Annotated in this window: 15 protein-coding genes; 6 read left to right on the top strand and 9 right to left on the bottom strand. The window is 38.6% G+C overall.

What is annotated here, in order from left to right; translation table 11 throughout:
• Entirely contained in the window at positions 1-1,593 is a 1,593-nt protein-coding gene (dptF, locus tag GQR54_RS10380) for a DNA phosphorothioation-dependent restriction protein DptF (protein WP_166377553.1), read from the bottom strand.
• Positions 1,594-2,037: 444 nt separating this feature from the next.
• On the opposite strand from dptF, the gene GQR54_RS10375 reads away from it, so the two are divergent.
• Together GQR54_RS10375 and GQR54_RS10370 are read left to right on the top strand one after the other, a co-directional pair.
• The gene (locus GQR54_RS10375; RefSeq protein WP_166377552.1) at positions 2,038-2,775 is read left to right on the top strand and encodes an ABC transporter substrate-binding protein; all 738 of its coding nucleotides are present in this window, start codon (positions 2,038-2,040) and stop codon (positions 2,773-2,775) included.
• A 236-nt stretch (positions 2,776-3,011) separates the two neighbouring features.
• Positions 3,012-4,610 (top strand): ABC-F family ATPase, encoded by a 1,599-nt coding sequence (locus GQR54_RS10370; RefSeq protein WP_010555514.1) that lies wholly within the window; start codon positions 3,012-3,014, stop codon positions 4,608-4,610.
• A gap of 434 nt (positions 4,611-5,044) precedes the next feature.
• Here GQR54_RS10370 and GQR54_RS10365 read toward each other — a convergent pair whose 3' ends face one another.
• From GQR54_RS10365 to GQR54_RS10355, 3 genes are all read right to left on the bottom strand, one after another.
• Positions 5,045-5,245: a ribosome alternative rescue factor ArfA gene (locus GQR54_RS10365; protein WP_033028674.1), complete on the bottom strand. Its 201-nt coding sequence runs from the start codon at positions 5,243-5,245 to the stop codon at positions 5,045-5,047.
• A 194-nt stretch (positions 5,246-5,439) separates the two neighbouring features.
• Positions 5,440-7,968: a TonB-dependent receptor gene (locus tag GQR54_RS10360; RefSeq protein WP_166377551.1), complete on the bottom strand. Its 2,529-nt coding sequence runs from the start codon at positions 7,966-7,968 to the stop codon at positions 5,440-5,442.
• 253 nt (positions 7,969-8,221) lie between these two features.
• Positions 8,222-9,175 carry a HAMP domain-containing sensor histidine kinase gene (locus tag GQR54_RS10355; RefSeq protein WP_166377550.1) on the bottom strand — a complete coding sequence of 318 codons (954 nt, stop codon included), beginning with the start codon at positions 9,173-9,175 and terminating at the stop codon, positions 8,222-8,224.
• Positions 9,176-9,375: 200 nt separating this feature from the next.
• On the opposite strand from GQR54_RS10355, the gene GQR54_RS10350 reads away from it, so the two are divergent.
• Both GQR54_RS10350 and hemH read left to right on the top strand, forming a co-directional pair.
• Positions 9,376-10,695 (top strand): HD domain-containing phosphohydrolase, encoded by a 1,320-nt coding sequence (locus GQR54_RS10350; RefSeq protein ID WP_166377549.1) that lies wholly within the window; start codon positions 9,376-9,378, stop codon positions 10,693-10,695.
• A 74-nt stretch (positions 10,696-10,769) separates the two neighbouring features.
• Positions 10,770-11,789 (top strand): ferrochelatase, encoded by a 1,020-nt coding sequence (gene hemH / locus GQR54_RS10345; protein WP_166377548.1) that lies wholly within the window; start codon positions 10,770-10,772, stop codon positions 11,787-11,789.
• A 253-nt stretch (positions 11,790-12,042) separates the two neighbouring features.
• Here hemH and GQR54_RS10340 read toward each other — a convergent pair whose 3' ends face one another.
• The 4 genes from GQR54_RS10340 to arfB form a co-directional block, all read right to left on the bottom strand.
• The gene (locus GQR54_RS10340) at positions 12,043-12,363 is read right to left on the bottom strand and encodes a hypothetical protein (protein WP_166377576.1); all 321 of its coding nucleotides are present in this window, start codon (positions 12,361-12,363) and stop codon (positions 12,043-12,045) included.
• Between the two features lie 9 nt (positions 12,364-12,372).
• On the bottom strand, positions 12,373-13,116 hold the full coding sequence (locus GQR54_RS10335; protein ID WP_166377547.1) for a nuclear transport factor 2 family protein: 744 nt from the start codon (positions 13,114-13,116) through the stop codon (positions 12,373-12,375).
• Positions 13,117-13,204: 88 nt separating this feature from the next.
• Complete coding sequence (locus GQR54_RS10330) at positions 13,205-13,948, bottom strand: ferredoxin--NADP reductase (RefSeq protein WP_166377546.1); 744 nt, start codon at positions 13,946-13,948, stop codon at positions 13,205-13,207.
• Between the two features lie 457 nt (positions 13,949-14,405).
• Positions 14,406-14,819 (bottom strand): alternative ribosome rescue aminoacyl-tRNA hydrolase ArfB, encoded by a 414-nt coding sequence (gene arfB, locus GQR54_RS10325; protein WP_007583522.1) that lies wholly within the window; start codon positions 14,817-14,819, stop codon positions 14,406-14,408.
• 192 nt (positions 14,820-15,011) lie between these two features.
• Here arfB and GQR54_RS10320 point away from each other — a divergent pair, with 192 nt between their 5' ends.
• Entirely contained in the window at positions 15,012-15,584 is a 573-nt protein-coding gene (locus tag GQR54_RS10320; protein ID WP_010555231.1) for a hypothetical protein, read from the top strand.
• A 162-nt stretch (positions 15,585-15,746) separates the two neighbouring features.
• On the opposite strand, the gene katG is transcribed toward GQR54_RS10320, so the two are convergent.
• Positions 15,747-17,927, bottom strand: a complete 2,181-nt coding sequence (gene katG / locus GQR54_RS10315) for a catalase/peroxidase HPI (RefSeq protein WP_166377545.1) — start codon at positions 17,925-17,927, stop codon at positions 15,747-15,749.
• Between the two features lie 905 nt (positions 17,928-18,832).
• On the opposite strand from katG, the gene GQR54_RS10310 reads away from it, so the two are divergent.
• The gene (locus tag GQR54_RS10310; protein WP_007583526.1) at positions 18,833-19,723 is read left to right on the top strand and encodes a tetratricopeptide repeat protein; all 891 of its coding nucleotides are present in this window, start codon (positions 18,833-18,835) and stop codon (positions 19,721-19,723) included.
• Positions 19,724-20,064 lie beyond the last annotated feature (341 nt).

The raw sequence follows: 20,064 nt of genomic DNA, 5'->3' as shown, positions 1-20,064 counted from the left end.
TTATAGCCCACTCACTTCAAACTCTTCGTCATCAATATTTTTGATAGTGAAGTGTTTATTTTCCTTAATGATATGCAACGTTGAAACTTGATTCGCCACTTGTGCAATTTCATCTATCAATTCATCTAAGAGTACAACGGTATTTTTATCGTGTTTATTAGGTCGGTAACCATCGGCGATTCTTTTCATCAACCGTAATAAATTAATGTTTACTGGGATTGTTAAAGAGTGTTCCTGCACTTTAATAAAAGCAGTAAAACTTGCAGATGACTTTGGTAAGAAGTTTGCAATACTCTTTAAATCTGCCTTGATTTCTAGCTCTGAAACTAGTTGGAAGCCGTTTAGCTCAGATATTAAATAATGACTTTTATCTAAATTAGGCGCGTTGCGGTTATTGTATTTTCGTATAGCGGTGCGAAGCGTATTGTTGTAAAAATCTTTAATCTGTTTTTTATGCTCTGGGCTATTGTCAAAATCTCTGTGTAGTTGATACACGTTTATGTATTGTTCTATAAGGGCTTCATTGAAATCTTGTTCGAATTTAACATGATAATCATTAGAGAAATGACCTCCTTTAAGAATGTAAAATAAACGCAAGTAAGAAAGACTGCTTTCTAGCATCTCTATTCCTAAGCTTTTTAAAGACTCTTTGAATTCAGTAAACTCGTGATCTGGTAGATGTAGATCATTAGCTAATATAAAACGATCTATTTTTTTTGTTCTTGAATGCGCAGGGTCGAACTCAATTATTTTATTTGCCAGCTCATTATCGCCACCTGAAAAAAGGTTATCGAAAAGGTAACCAGGTCCAGCTAACAGCATGAAAATAAAATCGAGTAATGCTCGAGCAGTTAAGAATTGATCTCGCATTAAGCGAGCTTTAAACAGTAATTCAATTATTGTCTTTTGCACTTCGGGGATGCTCAAGAGTGCGTAATTAGCCTGAAGCCTTTTACTAGCTTGGCTCGTTTGTTCTAATTTTTCTTTATCGAAAATCTGACGAATAATATTGTTATCATTTGCTGTTAGTTTTTGAAGTAATTTCTGCGCAAACTCAGAAGTATAACCCTCTTTATCGATAAAAAATTTAGGGTAATCTTCAAAGTTTATAAAGGTTATATCTTCAGTTGAGGTATTATTTGAGAGGTAATTATTTATTACACGTTTAAATTTTTCGTTTGAGCCTTCTTCAGCATAATTCCCTAGCATACCGGTGTTAATACCAACAACAAGCGGCATCGTGTCAGATTCGAATTGATCAAAAACCTTGTCTAGAGTTTGAATTGCATTTTCGCGAGGATCGAAGCTGTGAGTTGCATCTAAGTGAAAGTGAGCTCGATTGCTAAATCGTTTTTTACAATCGGTCAGTATCTCGGATTTACCATCACCACTACTACCACATAAAAATAATACTTCCGGTTTGCTTGACGAAAAGCTCGATATTTTCTTTTCTACATCAGCCGCTATTGGCATTTTGATGTACAAATATTCTTTTACATCATCCAGCTGACTTTTATTTTTACTGTCGCGTTCTGTTGAAACAGCATAAGGAGATGACTTTGATAAAACGCTAAGGGCTTCTTTCAACCGCATAATAGTATTTCCATAAGGCACGGCTCAATAATACCGGTCCTTGGTTTATCAGTTTATAACCAACTTTCGTTAAGTTAGTATTCATTTAGAAACAATTTACATGATTGTTTTTTAAAAATATAGGCTTATTAGTTATATAACCAATAAAAAACTACGCCATTAGCATTAATGTATGGCTAGTTTAACAATTATGTAATTTTACTTTAATTTTCAAACGCTAAGTACAAGCTCTTGATATATATTTAAAAACATAAGTTCAAACTTCAGCAATCTCACTTGAGCAGTAAACGCGAATGTAATACCCCCCTCTATAAAAACCTGCATACTAGGCGTTCTCATAATTACGGATGGTTTTTACATATTCACACATACCCGTGCCGCTAAAATACAAAAGCTGGTTTATACTGTTGTAATAATGAGCAAAAATAATAACAATGAGGCGTAATGAATAAATTAATTACCGTATTTTTATGTTTGCTGTTTACGGCTCCATTTAATGTATTTGCTTGTGAGAGAACCTTTAGCGTGGCATCGCATGATGCTTTTTGGCCGCCCTATGTAATGGGTATGAGTGATGTATTTAAAGGTACTGAAGTTGATGCGCTTAACCTAATTTTTAAAGACTCCCCTTTTTGCTTTAAAGTTGAACTACTTCCTAATTCAAAACGCGCTTTCACTGAAATTAGACATGGCCGAATAGATTTGGGCTGGGCTGTTAGCTATACAGATAAACGCGCTAAATATGCTCACTATACAGTTAGCTACCGCACAGAAGTTATGCGTTTATACGAAAACAAAAACAATACGCATGTAGTTAAAAATTTAGCTGATATTTTTAATCAAGGTTTAACCATAGGCGCTAACTTTGGAAGCTACTACGGAGAAGAGTTTGAGCAATATAAAACAACGCATAAAAAGCAAATTGAATACACCAGTGCAACCAGTAAACGCTTTGAAATGCTTAATAAGCAACGTATTGATTTTGCTATTGAAGACGAGTTAGTGGGTACATATTTTGGTAAAAAAGGTTCAAGTATAAAATTAGCAACCAGCGTTGAGTATGTAAACAAAGACGATATTTATTTAATGTTTAGCAAAAAAACGGTGTCGGTCACTGAGCTTGCAATAATTAATGAGCATATAAACAAAAACAAAACAGCACTTAAAGCGCTGTTTAAATAGCGGTTATTGGAGCGTGATGAAAACTTTATTATTGGCATTATTTACTCAACTAATGCAGTGTTTTTTGCTTGTGTTTATTAAAGCAAACGCTTGGTTATAAATTAGCTGCCTTTTATCTTTCATTCGTTGTGGCTGATCTGTATAATTCGCCAGCTAATTTACCCTATTGTCTGGTTCTTGTTTGTGGCGTATTGCTGCAGCGTACTCCTGTCAGTACTAATCTAGGATTACCCTTTTTGATCTCCACCGCAAATATTACGATGCAGTTTGGCGCAGAGCCGTTGTTTGAAAACATTTCAGCTAAATTTGGTAACGGTAACCGTTACGGTTTAATTGGCGCTAACGGCTGCGGCAAGTCGACTTTCATGAAAATTTTAAGCGGTGCGCTTGTTCCAAGTGCGGGTAATGTATCTATTACTCCAGGGTTGAAATTAGGTAACCTAAGCCAAGACCAGTTTGCTTTTGAGCAATACAGCGTTGTAGACGCGGTAATTATGGGCGACGTGGAGCTTTGGAAAGTAAAGCAAGAGCGCGAACGTATTTACTCGTTACCAGAAATGAGCGAAGACGACGGCATGAAAGTAGCCGATCTTGAAAGCGTATTTGCTGAAATGGACGGTTACACGGCAGAGAGCCGCGCTGAAGAAATTTTGCTTGAAGCGGGTATCGATAAAGAATTTCATTACGGGTTAATGGCAAACGTTGCTCCAGGTTGGAAACTACGTGTGCTTTTAGCACAAGCGTTATTTGCAAATCCTGACATTTTGCTACTGGATGAGCCTACCAATAACTTGGATATTCATACAATTACGTGGCTTGCTAACGAGCTTAACAAACGTAAATGTACGATGATTATTATTTCCCATGACCGTCACTTTTTAAACTCGGTATGTACACACATGGCCGACATTGATTACGGCGAGCTGCGTATTTACCCTGGTAACTACGAGAAGTTTTTAGATGCTGCGGGCCTACAACGCGAGCAACTTTTAGCTGAAAACGCTAAAAAGAGCGCTGAGATTGACGAGCTACAAGACTTTGTTAACCGTTTTGGTGCTAACGCTTCAAAAGCTAAGCAAGCGAGTTCGCGTGCTAAAAAAATGGATAAAATTAAGCTTGATGAAGTTAAATCTTCAAGCCGTATGAGCCCATCACTTTCGTTTGACGAAGGTAAAAAAATGTATCGTCAAGCGCTTGAAGTTAATAAGCTTGGCCATGGTTTTGATGGCGAAACGTTATTTACTGGTGGCGACTTACTACTAGAAGCTGGCGCTAAGCTTGCTGTAATTGGCGAAAATGGTGTGGGTAAAACTACATTTTTACGCTGTTTAGTAGATGAGCTTAAAAGTAATGAAGGCGAAATTAAATGGTCTGAAAATGCGACCTTTGGTTATTGCCCGCAAGACAGCACTAAAGATTTTGAAAACGATTTAACGTTGTTTGATTGGATGTCGCAATGGCGTACAGCTAAGCACAACGATTTAATGGTTCGTGGCATGTTAGGCCGTTTGTTGTTTACAGCAGACGATTCAAACAAAAAAGCGCGTAACTGTTCTGGTGGTGAAAAAAACCGCCTATTATTTGGTAAGTTAATGATGCAAGACGTTAATGTGCTTGTTATGGACGAACCAACTAACCACATGGATATGGAAGCCATTGAAGCGCTTAACAATGCATTAAAAGACTTTGAAGGTACGCTTATTTTTGTAAGCCATGACCGTGAGTTTGTATCGTCATTAGCTACGCGTATCATTGATATTAAAGATAAAAAAGTAATCGACTTCCAAGGTACGTTTGACGAATACCTAGCAAGTTGTGAAGAGAAAAAAGCGTAAACTTTTTCTAATTGCTTATAAAAACGGTGCTAAATTTAGCGCCGTTTTTTTATGTGTGGTGAATAGTGAATTTAGGCATTTTTGTTTAACCCCTGTACATAAACCCCGTAGACGCGCTGCTTGCTAGCGTTTAAGAACGTAGTTTTTACAATGGATGATTGAATAATTAGAAGCTACGCTTCTCGCGTGAGCAAGCTCTACGCCTACCACAAAACTTAACGCTGTGGTTTGATTTAACCTGTAGACGCGCTGCTTGCTGGCGTTTAAAAACGCAGTTTTTACAATGGGTGATTGAATAATTAGAAGCTGCGCTTCTCGCGTGAGCAAGCTCTACGCCTACCACAAAATTTAACACTGTGGTTTTATTTAATCTGTAGAAGCGCTGCTTGCTAGCGTAGGTAATCCCGACAAAAGCCCTATTTGATCGGTGCTATTTAAGCCGCGATTAAATAGGACTCTTGTCCTGAATGCTTGTTGCTGCGTTTAAACGAGCCTTTGCCTTTTTTAGCTTTAACCACTTGTGGTTTAAATAATTTAGAGGTGACCAACGCCGCTAATGCATTGTGGTTTATCACGCCTCGTCCTGTATCTACCGCGCTGGTGTTTGCGGTTTTTGCTTTAGATTTTTTAGTCATATATTTCCTATCAACTAAAGTTAAATAATAAAGAGGCTTTTATATTAGCCTATTTAAGAGATGGCGATTGTAGGCTTAATTTTCAACCGCGCAAGTATTTTTAATGCCCAACAGATACTTTTTTAATAATAAAAAAGTATAAAAAAAGCGCAGTTAATAACTGCGCTTAATATTACTTTAGTTTGCTTTATAAATTAAAAACTAAAGCTTACCTTTGCATAGTACGTTCTGCCGTCAAAGCCGTAAGGTAATGCACGTACAGGGTATTTAAATGCTCCATTTGTAATGGCATTAAGTACTTCGTCATCACCTAACTCGTCTGGTGTTTCGTCAAATACGTTATCAGCACCTACCGAAAGGGCAAACATGTCGTTAATTTGGTAGCTCACGTTTAAATCAACCAATACAGCCGATTCAACCGTACTTGTTGCTTTAAACGAGCCATCTGTTGCAAGCTCTATATGATCGTTACCAAAGTATTTTACGTCTGTTTCGCCAAAGTAGTTAAAGCGAAGTGTTGATGTGTATGCATCGCGCTCGTAATCAAACGTAAGCGTTGCACGTTCACTAGGTTGTCCGTCAGTAAAAAAGCTACGTTGTAAATCATCAAAAGCAACCGCTTCAGGAATACCGTCTTCTGCATTCACGCCGTCAATTTTAGTATCGTTTAGGTTACCTGCAAAGGTTACTCCTAAATTGCCGCCTTCAACTTCAGTGCGGTACGATGCAATAATATCAACACCTTGCGTAGTAGAATCAACCGAGTTTGAGAAGTAGTTAGCTTGCACTGCTCCTGTTGCTTGTAGCGCTGCAACTGCTTCTGAGCTAAACGATACGTCGTCAGCGGTAAGTAAGCTGCCAAGTGTAATACGATCTTCAATTTCTACGCGGTAAAAATCAACCGTTAACGAAAGCTCGCTTGTCACATCGTAAACAAAACCAGCACTGTAGTTTGTTGAAGTTTCAAGCTCTAAGCTATCTACGCCTAACGCACTTGGGAAGGCTGTACCGGTGTTTGCAGTGAACGACTGCGTTAATGTACCGTCTGAACCTAAGTTAGTTGTAAAGGCTGTATAACCACTTTGTTGAAGTGATGGTGCTCTAAAACCAGTAGATACCGCACCACGTACAGCAAAGTCATCTGAAAATTCATAACGTGTTGCTAATTTACCAATTAAATCATCCCCAGCATCTGAGAAATCTTCATAACGTAGCGCACCACTGACGTTCCATGCGTCGGTGATCATAGTTTCTACGTCTACATAAACTGCGTAGCTGTTACGGTCGCTGTCGTTAGCCGCTTCAGGGCGTAGGCCGTTATAAGCCTGAAAACCACACTGTGCAAATTGGTCTGGATCGTTTACTGATGGGTACGAGGTATCCATATTTGCTAATCCACAGGCGTATGATGCTTCATCGCCAGGCACTATTTCGTAGTTTTCTTTGCGGTATTCAGCGCCTACTGTTACATATAAAGGTTCCCCACGGCCAATATCTACAATACCGTTTACATCAAGGTTAACCGTTGTTTGATCAAATCTAAAACCACCTGAGTAACCGCCACTAGGGCCTGAATTTTCTGCAATATCGGCATCACTTGCACCTGGGTTATTAAATAGGTACTCAGCGGCGTAAGAAGCGTTTAATGTATTGCGTGATGTAAAGTCGTATTGGTTTTCACCATAAACGGCCGATACATCGTAATTCCAATCTGTGTTTATATCGCCTTTAAAACCAAGCGCGACTGAAATATCTTGTGCTTCGTTATATATGCGCGGTAAAAAACCATCGCTGTATACTTGTGTTACGTTTTTAGAGGCTTCGTTAAAGTTACGGTAAAAACCATTACCTAGTGCTGTGCGCTCAGAGTAGCCACCAAACGAGTAAAGCTCGCCGTCGCCCATTGGTAATGCCATGTTGTAAAATAACGATGTGAATTCGCTTTCTGAATTACCTTGGCCCCAACGTACATCTTCACTTAGCGTGCCGGGCTCAACATCAAGCGAGCCACCCGTATCTCGCTCTGCGCGGTTAGTGCCATCAGCATCTCGGTACTCAAGCGATAGATTAATAAAGCCACCTTCGCTGCCTATATCAAAACCACGATTTAAACCTGCTGAAATAGTGTCGCCGTCACCTTCACTTGTGCCGCCGTACTGTACAAAACCCGTTGTAATACCGGTTGAGTTATTGAGAGATAAGTTAATTACGCCTGCAATAGCATCAGAGCCATATTGCGCCGCTGCGCCATCGCGTAATACTTCAACGCCTTTAAGGGCCGTTAGCGGAATGGCATTCATATCGGTACCCGCAGCTCCTGCGCCTACTGTACCGTTAAGGCCAAAAATTGATTGGTTATGACGACGTTTACCATTTACTAGTACAAGAGTTTGATCTGGCTGTAAGCCACGAAGTGTTGCGGGTCTAAATAAATCAGAACCGTCTGATACTTGTGTACGCGAAAAGTTAAATGAAGGCGCTGTCGCTTGCAAGCTTTGACCAAGCTCGGTAAAACCACCTTTAGTTAAATCATCTGCGTCAATTAAATCAATAGGAGAAGAAGACTCAGTAGAAGTACGGTTAGATACGCGCGACCCTAATACAGATATTTGCTCAATGTTTTTAGCAGCTTGCGCTGGTGCTTCTTCTGCGTTAACAATGCTTGGTGCGCTAAACGCGAAAGCAACGGCTACAGCAAGTGTGTTTAAACGGTATGTTGGCATAGTGACGACCCTGTTTTTTTGTGTTCTTATAATATGTGTGTGGTTATGATGCTCATAACCTGTTGCAAACATCCTAGCAACATATGCAAACAAAAAGAAATGAAAAAAACTAAATATTTGGTATAAGTATGCAAATAAACTTCAATATAAGAAAAAACCACGTTTAATCGATTAAAATACACGCTACAAGAGCATTAAACCTCAAAAATAGACCTACTATCTTTTTATTTACATTGTGATTTTGTTCGTTGGTTTACGCTTTTAAAGGTAATAGGCAGCGGATGGTCGTACCTGTCCCTAATGTGCTGTTAACTTCTATTTTTCCGCCATGATCGCTTACCATGGCGTATACAAGCGTCATACCCATGCCGGTGCCTTTTCCAACTTCTTTTGTTGTGTAAAAAGGGTCAAACATATGGGTTATGGTGTCTTCATTCATTCCACAACCATTATCTTTTACCTCAATACAGATATTTGTACCTAGTAAAAAAATATTAACTTCTATAATGCAGCCTTTTTCTAAATCAAGCTCGCAAGCCTGCCAAGCATTCATTAATAAGTTTACAAAAATTTGATTGATAGACGATAAATTGCACCAGATCAGTGGTAGTGGCTCAAAGCGTGTTTTTATTTCACATAATTTGAGTTTGTTATTCAATAACCTTAAAGCGTTATTAGCTCCCGTTGTTATATCGGTTAGTTGTTTATCTTGCTTCGAGGTGGGGTGGGCAAAATTTAATAAGTCATGCACAATTTGTTTTATTCGCTTGAGTCCCTCAACGCTGTCGTCAACTTGCCCCTGCAAATTGTTATAAAGCCACGCATGCGGGTACTGTAAATTGAGTATGTCGATTTCGTGTTTAAAATGGCTCTCTTCAATTTCATTATTTAAGTATTGCTCATTAAGCTTTAGTAGTGTGATAAACAAAGGGCTAGAGCTTTGCAAGCTCTCTATATTGCTCATTGCATAGGCAAGTGGGGTATTTATTTCGTGAGCAACGCCGGCACAAAGCGTTCCCAAGGTCACCATTTTTTCGGTTTGTACAAACAGTATTTGTTGGCGCTCTAAGTCAGCTACTTTTTTTTGTAATTCGTTATTTATGGCAACTAAAACGCTACTTTTATCTTTGAGTAACTGCTCTGCAGCTAAGCGTAGCCTTTGTTCGTTTAAAAAAGCACGTTCAAAATTACCATCTGACCCATCCATTCCTTTCATCCATATAGGTAGCTTTATACTTAACGTTTAGTCGTCTGCATGCAAATTTGCAACTTTAGGGTGGGAAATTATCTACTTATAGATAATAACTATATTACGTAACCCCTGCTTTATATAAAAGGCACGCATAAAAACGCCACAGATATTTTTTTAAGCTATTATTTAACCAGAAGTAATTTAAAGGCGGCTCGATGACACAAACAACACCAATAAATCAGGTTGATGTACTTTGCATTGACGATGATGAAATAGTACTACGTACGTTAACACGTTTACTCGAAGTAAATGATCTGTCAGTTATTGTTTGCGACAATCCACAAAGCGCTCTATCGCTTTTTAAAAATCATGAGTTTGGTTTAATTATTAGCGACATGCGCATGCCAGTAATGAACGGTGCCGAGTTTTTAGAAAAAGCACATGCACTGGCTCCCGACACCCAGCGTATTTTATTGACTGGTTACGCTGATATACAAACAACCTTAGCAGCTGTTAATCAGGGACAAATAAATGGCTATATTCAAAAGCCTTGGCAAAACGATTTATTACTTCGAAGCGTTAAAGATAGCCTTGAAAAATTTGCACTAAAAAAGCAAAACCAAAAATTAGAAGCACAAGTTAAAGACCAAAATCAAGAACTGCTAGAGCTTAACAACACGCTAGAGCAACGAGTCGAAAAACGCACTTTGCAAATCAAGCAGGTTTTAAAAAAGCTTGAAGACGCAAACGAGCACGAAAAACAAGAGCACAAATCAACTGTAGAGCTACTATATAATTTTATTAACGCAAACCCTTACCTTGATGGCGATAAAGCACAAAATATTGCTAATACCTGCACACAAATAGCACTTTACTTAAATCTATCGCAAAAAAGCATTGATCTTGCCCCAATGGCTGGTTATTTAGCACAAATAGGTTTGCTTGCTATGGACCCTGAACTTTATAAAAAACCGCTAAATCGGCTAAATGAGCAACAACGTAAGACCTTTTATACTCACCCAAGTACCGCACAATTAATGCTAATGCCTGCAATACATTTACACGATTTATCTGATGCTATTTATTATCAGTTTGAACGTTTTAACGGAAATGGAATGCCCAAAGGCCTTGCCGGAAACGACATACCAATAGGGGCTATGGTGCTAGGTTTAGCACGCGATTATTGGGATGCGTTTGAGCAAAGTAATGCAAGTGATGAGAAACAGCGCCACGATGACGCGCTCGAAAGTGTAAAGCTTTATAGTGGGTCTTTTTATCACCCTAAAATTGTACGCGCACTTGAAGCGAGCCATGCAAAACTACACGAACAAAAAAGTACCGCTGGATCAATACTAATTTGTAATGCCCATGAACTTAAAGAGCAAATGGTTCTTGCCCATGCACTACACAGCCATGCGGGTATAATGTTGCTGTCTAAGGGTCATGTATTTAGCCGTAAATCAATTGAAAAACTCCAGCAGCTAGAATCAAAAAAACCAGCCCCATTTAGAATTATGGTTAAAACTGCTAAATGATTGATCTAAACAGCAGTTTTTTTCGTTACAATGTGTATAAAATAGATTATTTAATTTGCTTGAAGGAGCACTCTGTGTCGCGATTTTCTGCGGTTACTGACAATCCCCATGATGGGCGTTTTAACCAAAAAACGGGAATACTGCTTACTAATCTAGGTAGTCCTGATGCACCAACAGCGGCTGCGCTTCGTACATACTTACGTGAGTTTTTATCGGATCCACGCATTGTAGAGATACCACGCCTAGTATGGATGATAATTTTACATGGCATTATTTTGCGCGTGCGCCCTAAACGCTCGGCTAAATTATATAAAAGCATATGGACCGAAAACGGCTCGCCGCTTAGTCACATTACTCGCCAACAAAGCGTTAAGTTAAATACCTTACTAAAAGAGCAAGGTTATACTAATACTGAAGTAGTAATGGCTATGCGTTATGGCAATCCGTCAATAGAGGCTGGCCTTGAGGAACTTCGTGATAAAGGCTTAACACGTATTATTATATTGCCAATGTATCCGCAATATTCTAGCCCAACAACGGGTTCAACGTTTGATGCCGTATCGAGCGTACTGCGAAAATGGCGCTGGGTGCCAGAACTGCATTTTATAAATGGATATCATAAAAACACCCGTTACATTGAGTCGCTTGCTAATAGTATTAGTGAGGATTTAGAAGCGAATGGTATGCCACAAAAAATTGTTTTTTCGTATCACGGTATGCCTAAACTATTTTTAGAGCGCGGCGATCCGTACCATTGCCTATGTTTACAAACCACGCGTTTAGTTGTCGAAAAATTGGGCCTTGATAAAGATAAAGTAATTAGTACTTTTCAAAGTCGATTTGGTAAAGCCGAGTGGTTAAAGCCATATACCGATGCAACGCTTGAAGCCCTGCCTGATGAGGGTATTACCGATGTAGCTATTATCAGCCCTGCTTTTAGCGCCGACTGCCTAGAAACACTTGAAGAGCTTGAAGGCGAAAATCGTGAAATATTCGAAAACGCAGGCGGCAAAAAGTACCGTTACATAGCGGCACTAAACGACAGAGACGACCATATAGAAGCTGTGTTTGATGTTATAAAACCTATGTTGTAACCAGACTTACTAAAGCACATAGCTAAATATATTTCGCATTAAGCGGTGTTAAAATTAACACCGCTTTTTTTATAGGGTTTTAGGTTAAGTAATTAGAAGCTACGCTTCTCGCGTGAGCAATCTCTGCGCCTACCACTAAATTTAACTCAACAGTTTAATTTAACCTGTAGACGCGCTACTTACTGGCGTTTAAAAACGCAGTTTTTAATAAATATTAACGATTAAAGACTATTTGAAGGATCATGATTAAACGCTATCGCTTGAAGTATAAATCAATAGCTTTGCTGAGGAGCTCATCGAGCTGTTCTTCAAATTCTTCTATATTAATATCAAAGTGCTTTAGGTATGCACGAGCCTGAGCAAGTGATAAATTACGACTGTTAACGCTATATTGTCGCTCGTCTATAGATTTATCGTAACGAGGTAAAAATACAAATTGACCATAAAATGGTGATTTAATATGCTTATTCGCGAAACGACAAAAATCTTCAATGTGCTCAGCCCCTTTAGGACCAAGGCAACCGGGCTCAATACGGTATATTAAGCGAATTTTTTTGTCGTCATTCATTTGTATATAGATCCTTTATCTAAAAAACAGTACGCGTACTATTTTCCCATCTTTAATTTGGTAACTCGAAATAAGTTCTGAGCGTTTATCAACTACGTGTTCGTCAGTTGAGCAGGTTTCTGATAGTTCGTGATCAATCACTATATCGCCGTGCACTATGCGCTTAATTGGTGATGAGTGAATACACTTTAACTTTTTAAACATTAGCCCATAACGTTCTATTAGCTTTTCTTTTCCTTTAAACAATAGTTCATTAGGAAAAATATAAAACTCAACATCTTCGGCATATACACGAAGAAACTCTTCAATGTTACGTGCATTATACGCTTTAACTAATTGCTCTACCACGGCAAGTGATTCGCGCGACTGCTTAGCTTTAGTTTGCTGCTTAACTGTCAGCGCTTCTTTTGCTTGTATTACTGCTTTTTCAGCTTCGGCTACAGCGACTGCTTTTTCTATTTTATTTTTAGGCTTCTCAGCAGGTTTAATCTGCTCGTTACCTAATACTTTTGAATCGTCTGGTTTAGCCGCATCAACTGTGGGCTTTTTAAGTTCAGGCGATTTGTATTCAAGCGTATTTATTTTGTCGTCAGTTTTGGCTTGAGTTACTGGTTGCTCTTCTTCAGCTTTTGGTTTTTCAATGCTTGTTTGAGCTTTAACTTGTAGCTCTTTTTCCTCAGGCTCGCTTTGCTCTGCGGCATAAGTAATAAGCGCAACGGTAGTGATTAACAAGGCTAAAATAATAGATAACGGTTTCATAACTTTCCTAAAATGAACACTAAACACGTGTAAGGGTGCAACATAGCAAATTTTAACGTTATCGGGTAGTTAATACCACCACTGTAGCTTACCAGTACTGCTCTACGGTAATGTTTCCGGGGTTTTTACGGCGGTTGCGCGTAAAGCTTTTATCGAGAAGCAGCGCGGTTGAGTCTTTTACCATTTGTGGATTTCCGCAAATCATAAATTGCGCGTTACTAGGTTCGGGGTTTAATTTTACATATTCAAACAAGCGGTTACTCTCAATTGCGTTAGTAATTCGCCCACTTAAGCCTTGTAATGGCTCTTCTCTACTTACAACAGGAATATAGCTGAGTTGCTCGGGGTACACTCTTAATAACTCGTTAATAAGTGCTTGATAGCTTAAGTCGTTATTAAAGCGTACGCCATGTACTAAGTTTATGCTTTTGTATTTTTTCCAAACATCAGGCTGTTGCAATATCGATAAAAAGGGACCAATGGCAGTGCCTGTACCTAGCATCCAAAGCTGATCGCTTTGTGGTATTTCATCAAGAGTAAAAAAACCAGTTGCATGTTGTTCTATAAGTACGGTTTCGCCTGGCTGTAATTTAGCTAAACAGGGAGATAATAAACCATCAATTACGTTAATAAGATAAAACTCGAGATTGGGGTTTTCTGGTGCATTTACATATGAGTAAGCCCGAGCAATACGCTTGTCGCCATCCATCATAGAGAGCTTTGTAAACTGGCCTGCTTTAAATGGCTCTACGTTTGCATTAACGGTTAAGCTAAAGAGTGTTTCACTCCACCATGTTACGCTTTTTACTGTTGCTTCAACCCAGTTAGACATAGTTACCTCGTGGTTTAGCTATTAAAGTTTTAAATAACTCTCTATATAAACATTAGCATTAAGTGACAAAGACTTATAGAAGAATATGGCTAGATTTAAATCAAATAGATGGACTTTATTTGTGATCTGCTAAATATAAAATTTAATGAAAGCGAAGAGATTACATATTGCAGAGACTATTTTTAGACGCATGCAAATTAGGCATGTACAAGCCTATGTTTCACCTTACATTATTTAAACGCGTAGAAAGTAAAACGCAAAGAGTTTACACCTAGAGTACTTTTAAAACTGTATTGCGGTGTACGTTTACTCACAAAACTAAGCTCACATAACCCGGTTAAGGTCATTATTTGTTGAGAATTACCTGCTTATAATAAAGACATTGCTAACATATTTAGCATATTTTGTTGTGAACTGCTTTTATGTCCTCAACCTACTTTATTAATACCGTTTAAAACTAAAACTTTATGTTGCCGCGTAGCGCTTTGTTTTGCCCATGTTTAGTTTTTTTATCCATACGTTTGCGCTGTGAATTACGGCTAGGTTTGGTAGCACGACGCGCCTTATTGACAACGGTAGCACTGAGTATTAAATCTTTTAAGCGCTTAAGGGCATCTTCTCGGTTTAGCTCTTGTGTACGATGGCTTTGCGCTTTAATTATTAAAACGCCTTCTTTGGTAATTCTTGTATCATTTAAGGCAAGTAAGCGTTCTTTGTAGAAGTCAGGTAATTTAGAGCGGTTAATATCAAAGCGTAAATGAATGGCACTGGCGACTTTGTTAACATTTTGACCACCGGCACCTTGCGAACGAATAGCCGTTAGCTCTAGTTCCCATTCATCGATAGTGACAGTATTTGAAATTGTTAACATTGTGTTCAGCTCTATTTGTCAAAAATACATTATATCATCAGTACATTAGCTTGTGGTGAATGAACTAAATTCTTAGAACTTAAATAAATTCTCATAAATTGTACTATAAAATTAGCCAATATATTATTTTGTGTTGGCAAGTGTTGCTTATTAGTTTCTAATTGGCACAACTTTAATACTAGGAAATGCTCAATGAAAAAAATACTTGTATCACTTAGCTTATTAGCAATGAGTTTCTCAAGCCTTGCAGTAGATATTAACGAAGGTCAACTTCAAAGCTATATGAAAGCACTGCCAGCTGTAACGAGCTGGGCAAGCAGCCAAGAGTCTTTAAAAGATTTAGACTTAGCAAGTATGCTAGGTGGTTCTGCAGATCAAAGTGTTGACGAACAAAGCTCTTTAGCTAATAGCGCACTAAGCATGATTAAAGAGCAAGACCTATACAAAAGCTTCGCGGGTGTTACAGGCCGCTACGGCTTTACACCAGAGCAACTAGTAACTGTAGGTTCTGAAGTATCAATGGCTTATATCGAAAACCTTAAATCGGGTTTATCTGCTGATAATCAAGAAACAGCGAATAAAGTAATGGGCGGTTTTCAAAGCATGAAAAGTGCTAAAGATAAAGGCGCTAGCTCGTTAATGGGTTCGTTTGGTAAATCGTCAAGCGCAGCTGAGGAGTCTACAGAGTCTTTAGTAAGCGAAAGCAACCTTGAACTTGTGAGCGAATATATGCCACAGCTACAAAAGCTTTTTGCACTTCTATAAGTTTTATTGTTTTATAAAAAGGTGGCTTTTACCGCCTTTTTTAATGCCTAATTTTTATATGACTTAGATAAATTACAATATTTTATAAGTAATACTGACCGGGACTACATGCAAAAACGGGGGAGTAAATTATTACTCCCCCGTTTTTATTTAGCGTACAGATTATTTAAGATCGAATCTGTCTGCGTTCATTACTTTTACCCATGCGTTTACAAAGTCATGTACAAAGCGCTCTTTGTTGTCGTCTTGTGCATAAAACTCAGCAAGTGCGCGCAATATAGAGTTTGAACCAAATACTAAATCAACGCGTGTTGCAGTCCATTTAGTAGTGCCACTTTTACGGTCTACTATATTGTATAAACCTTTTTGAGTTGGCTCCCAACGGTTTGACATGTCAGTTAAGTTTACAAAGAAGTCGTTGGTTAATGAGCCTACGCTATTTGTAAATACGCCATGTTCGCTGCCAGCATAGTTAGTACCTAGTACTCGCATCCCACCAATAAGTACCGACATTTCTGGTGCACTTAATCCCATTAGTTGGCTGCGCTCTAGTAATAACTCTTCAGCTGATACTGCGTAATCTTTTTTCAGCCAGTTTCTAAAACCATCGTGGATTGGTTCTAGTACATCAAACGATTCTGCATCAGTCATTTCATCTGTTGCATCTCCACGTCCTGGAGCAAACGGCACGTTTACATCAACACCGGCTTGTTTTGCAGCTTGTTCTACGGCTGCTGTACCACCTAAAACAATTAAGTCGGCGATGCTAACAGGTTTACTCAAGCCAGCCTGCACTTTTTCAAGCGCACTAAGTACTGATGCTAAACGTTCTGGCTCATTACCTTGCCAATCTTTTTGCGGTGCTAAACGAATGCGTGCACCATTTGCGCCGCCACGTTTATCAGAACCACGATAAGTACGTGCGCTATCCCAAGCTGTATTTATTAAATCAGCGGCACTAACACCACAATTTAATAATGTGGTTTTTAGATTGCTAATTTCGTCGTCTGTTAATGTGTAATCAACGGTTGGAATTGGATCTTGCCAAATTAAGTCTTCGCTTGGTACGTCGGCACCTAAGTAACATGATTTAGGACCTAAATCGCGGTGAGTTAGTTTAAACCAGGCACGTGCAAACACGTCTGAAAAGTAGTCAAAGTCGTTATAAAAGCGCTCAATAATTTTACGGTACGTTGGGTCCACTTTCATGGCCATATCAGCATCTGTCATCATTGGGTTTAAACGAATTGATGAATCTTCTACATCGACAGGCTTGTCTTCTTCTTTAATATTAATAGGCTCCCACTGATGAGCACCTGCAGGGCTTTTAGTGAGTTCCCATTCGTAGGTTAATAAAAGCTTACAGTATTCGTTATCCCATTGTGTTGGGTGCGTAGTCCATGCGCCCTCTACGCCTGATGTAACTGTATCACGGCCAATACCACGGGTTGTAGTGTTATTCCAACCAAGGCCTTGCTCGTGTACGTCAGCAGCTTCTGGCTCTGGACCTAAGTTTTCTGCTTTGCCATTACCATGTGCTTTACCTACTGTGTGCCCGCCTACCGTTAATGCAGCGGTTTCTTCGTCATCCATTGCCATACGTGCAAAAGTTTCGCGAATTTGTGCCGCTGTTTTAAGCGGATCAGGGATACCATTTACACCTTCAGGGTTTACATAAATTAAGCCCATTTGTACTGCGGCTAATGGATTTTCCATGGTGTCTGGTTTATCTACACTTTCGTAACGGCCGTCACTTGGCGCTAACCATTCTTTTTCGGCTCCCCAGTAAACGTCTTTTTCAGGATGCCAAATATCTTCTCGGCCGCCGGCAAAACCAAAGGTTTTTAAGCCCATTGATTCGTATGCCATGTTGCCCGCTAAAATAATTAAGTCGGCCCATGAAAGCTTGTTACCGTATTTTTTCTTTATTGGCCAAAGTAAACGGCGCGCTTTGTCGAGGTTACCGTTATCTGGCCATGAATTTAGTGGCGCAAAACGTTGATTACCTGTACCACCGCCCCCTCTACCATCGGCTAAACGGTATGAACCCGCTGAGTGCCATGCTAGACGAATCATTAAACCGCCGTAATGTCCCCAATCGGCTGGCCACCAATCTTGGCTATCGGTCATTAAGCTTTTTACGTCTGTTTTTAGCGCGTCAAGATCGATTGATTTAAATGCTTCACCGTAATTAAAGTCGCTATTGTATGGGTTTGATTTGGTGTCGTGCTGATGAAGAATGTCTAAGTTTAGGGCATTTGGCCACCAATCAGTATTGGGATTAGACGTTTTAGTATTACTGCCGTGCATGACCGGACATTGGCCTGCTTTAGGGTTGCTCATTCTGGAATCCTTATAATAGAAAAGTAAAATACTTAATCAATCAGTATTGTTGTTTATGTATTTATAACTTTTTAAAAAGTAACGGTTATTTTTATTTAATCGGCTTACTTATTATTTAGTGTGCCTGCCTAAACACTTACGTATCCTTAATATAGGCGCATAAATTATGCTACGCCAGCCTCAACATACTATTTAAAACGATTGCTCCAATTTATATTTTTGATTGGCCTTTTGCTAATGATGTATTTAACAATAGCTTTGTAATTACGTTTTAAATAATAGTAAAAATAAATCTGATGACGCTCGTGTAAGGTATTACGTAAGATAAAAAACAAATTAGTGAATTAACCTTAACCTTTTTACTAGACCTGTGATCGAATTGAAAAATTTCGGCGTAATGGTATGTGAAGGGTTTGAAAGTGGCTTTAATTTATTTAAAGCGCACATTGGAATACCCCCCTTCACCATGAAATTGTAGTTATATAGTTATAATTATAAAGGTGCATTACTTAAGCCCAATGCACCTTTACTTTATAAACCGAATACTTTGAGTATTCTTATATTTTTAACTAATTGAATTGAATTAAGTATTTGTTCATAAAGATTCAGTTATTATGAAGTTGTTCTCCTGTGAATCCCTACGACATATTGTTGTTTTAAGCAGTTTTTGCCAGCTCATATTGAGCTGGTTTTTTTTGCCTATTTTTTCCTAAAACCACCTAAGTATTAGCAAAATGCTCATGCTTTACCCTATTATTGCTAAGCTCACTAGGCTAAAAAATTCTTACAACTATTGCTCCTATCTAAATTAGGTCAATTTTAATCCTGAAAAGTTAACGCGCCCTAGTGCCATTCAGCCCTGCATGTTAAAGTTATTACAGTAATTAATTTAATTAGGCGTACCGATGCGTTATTACCTATCTACACTTTTTGTTTGTTTAACTTTTTTTTCGGGCATAGTAAATTCTGCTGAACAAAAACCAGCAGCCCCTACAGCACAACAAGAGCAACAAGCCCTCAAACAACTTAAAGAGTCTATGTTTAAACCGCTAATGGAGCGCTACATACTCGACGAGCTAAAAGCCGTAAGGCAAGATCAACAAAAACTCCGTGAGGATGTAACTAAGCAAGTTACTCATGCACAGCTTGATACTGCAGATCGCGCATTAACGTACACTACCGACACTATTAATAATGTATTTTTTATAATTACCGCTACGGCTTCTATTTTGGTTTTAGTGGGATGGAACTCACTACGCGATGTTAAAAACAAAGTAGAAGATATTGTAAATACACGTGTAAGTGTAATTACTGACGAGTATGAAGACCGATTAAAAATTCTTGAAGAAAAACTACGCGTACGCTCAGAAGAAATACTCAGTAACCAAGAGCGCATATCAGTTACCAACGAGGTTCATTCGTTATGGATGCGCGCCAATTTAGAAAGTGATTTTGCTAATAAAATTGAAATATTTGATGAGATTTTAAAACGTAAACCAGAGGATGTTGAAGCCATTGCTTATAAGGCCGATGCGTTATTAGAAATAAATGAAACAGCACAAGCCATTGAGTTGTGTAATCAAGCCATTGATATAGATAGTGTCTATGGTTATGCCTATTGGCAACGAGCATGTGCTTATGCGCTAACACATAAGCATGCAGATGCATTAGCCGACATTAAAATGGCACTTGAATACTCTCCAAACTTACGTAATGAGCTATTACATGAGAGCGCATTTGCAAGCTTACATGACAACGACAGCTTTAATACTATAGTAGCTGGTGAAGTTGTTTAAGCACTAAGTATTTGGCCTGTATGATTAGGCGCAACATCATAAAAAAGGGCCTTGGCCCTTTTTTTGTTTTTAAAGGTTAAGTTTGTTGTGTAATACCAACCTGCATAAATTTTTGATCAATTTAACGAATTAAATTGCACTATAACGTCGTTAAAAATTTTTTATTTAGAACAACTAGATACAAAAGTTTTTGCCTAGTTCTAGCTTAATTTTCTTAACGTTAAATAGACCCCATATATAAGCAGATTGGTATAATTAGAAGCTTTACTGCGCTCTACAAACTCTGCTCTACCGTAGAGTTAAGACCTAAAGTGATTAATTCACAAAGAGGTTTAGAGACG

Source organism: Pseudoalteromonas sp. Z9A4 (genome assembly GCF_011378845.1).
GTDB classification, from domain to species: Bacteria; Pseudomonadota; Gammaproteobacteria; order Enterobacterales; family Alteromonadaceae; genus Pseudoalteromonas; species Pseudoalteromonas arctica.
This window is presented reverse-complemented; position numbering and strand designations above follow the sequence as displayed.

Excerpts from the sequence above, each read along its gene's own strand:
- GQR54_RS10330 (WP_166377546.1), bottom strand. The coding sequence starts at position 13,948 with ATGTCTAACTGGGTTGAAGCAACAGTAAAAAGCGTAACATGGTGGAGT.
- dptF (WP_166377553.1), bottom strand. The coding sequence starts at position 1,593 with ATGCGGTTGAAAGAAGCCCTTAGCGTTTTATCAAAGTCATCTCCTTAT.
- GQR54_RS10365 (WP_033028674.1), bottom strand. The coding sequence starts at position 5,245 with ATGACTAAAAAATCTAAAGCAAAAACCGCAAACACCAGCGCGGTAGAT.
- GQR54_RS10375 (WP_166377552.1), top strand. The coding sequence starts at position 2,038 with ATGAATAAATTAATTACCGTATTTTTATGTTTGCTGTTTACGGCTCCA.
- GQR54_RS10355 (WP_166377550.1), bottom strand. The coding sequence starts at position 9,175 with ATGGATGGGTCAGATGGTAATTTTGAACGTGCTTTTTTAAACGAACAA.
- arfB (WP_007583522.1), bottom strand. The coding sequence starts at position 14,819 with ATGTTAACAATTTCAAATACTGTCACTATCGATGAATGGGAACTAGAG.
- GQR54_RS10350 (WP_166377549.1), top strand. The coding sequence starts at position 9,376 with ATGACACAAACAACACCAATAAATCAGGTTGATGTACTTTGCATTGAC.
- GQR54_RS10360 (WP_166377551.1), bottom strand. The coding sequence starts at position 7,968 with ATGCCAACATACCGTTTAAACACACTTGCTGTAGCCGTTGCTTTCGCG.
- GQR54_RS10310 (WP_007583526.1), top strand. The coding sequence starts at position 18,833 with ATGCGTTATTACCTATCTACACTTTTTGTTTGTTTAACTTTTTTTTCG.
- katG (WP_166377545.1), bottom strand. The coding sequence starts at position 17,927 with ATGAGCAACCCTAAAGCAGGCCAATGTCCGGTCATGCACGGCAGTAAT.
- GQR54_RS10320 (WP_010555231.1), top strand. The coding sequence starts at position 15,012 with ATGAAAAAAATACTTGTATCACTTAGCTTATTAGCAATGAGTTTCTCA.
- GQR54_RS10335 (WP_166377547.1), bottom strand. The coding sequence starts at position 13,116 with ATGAAACCGTTATCTATTATTTTAGCCTTGTTAATCACTACCGTTGCG.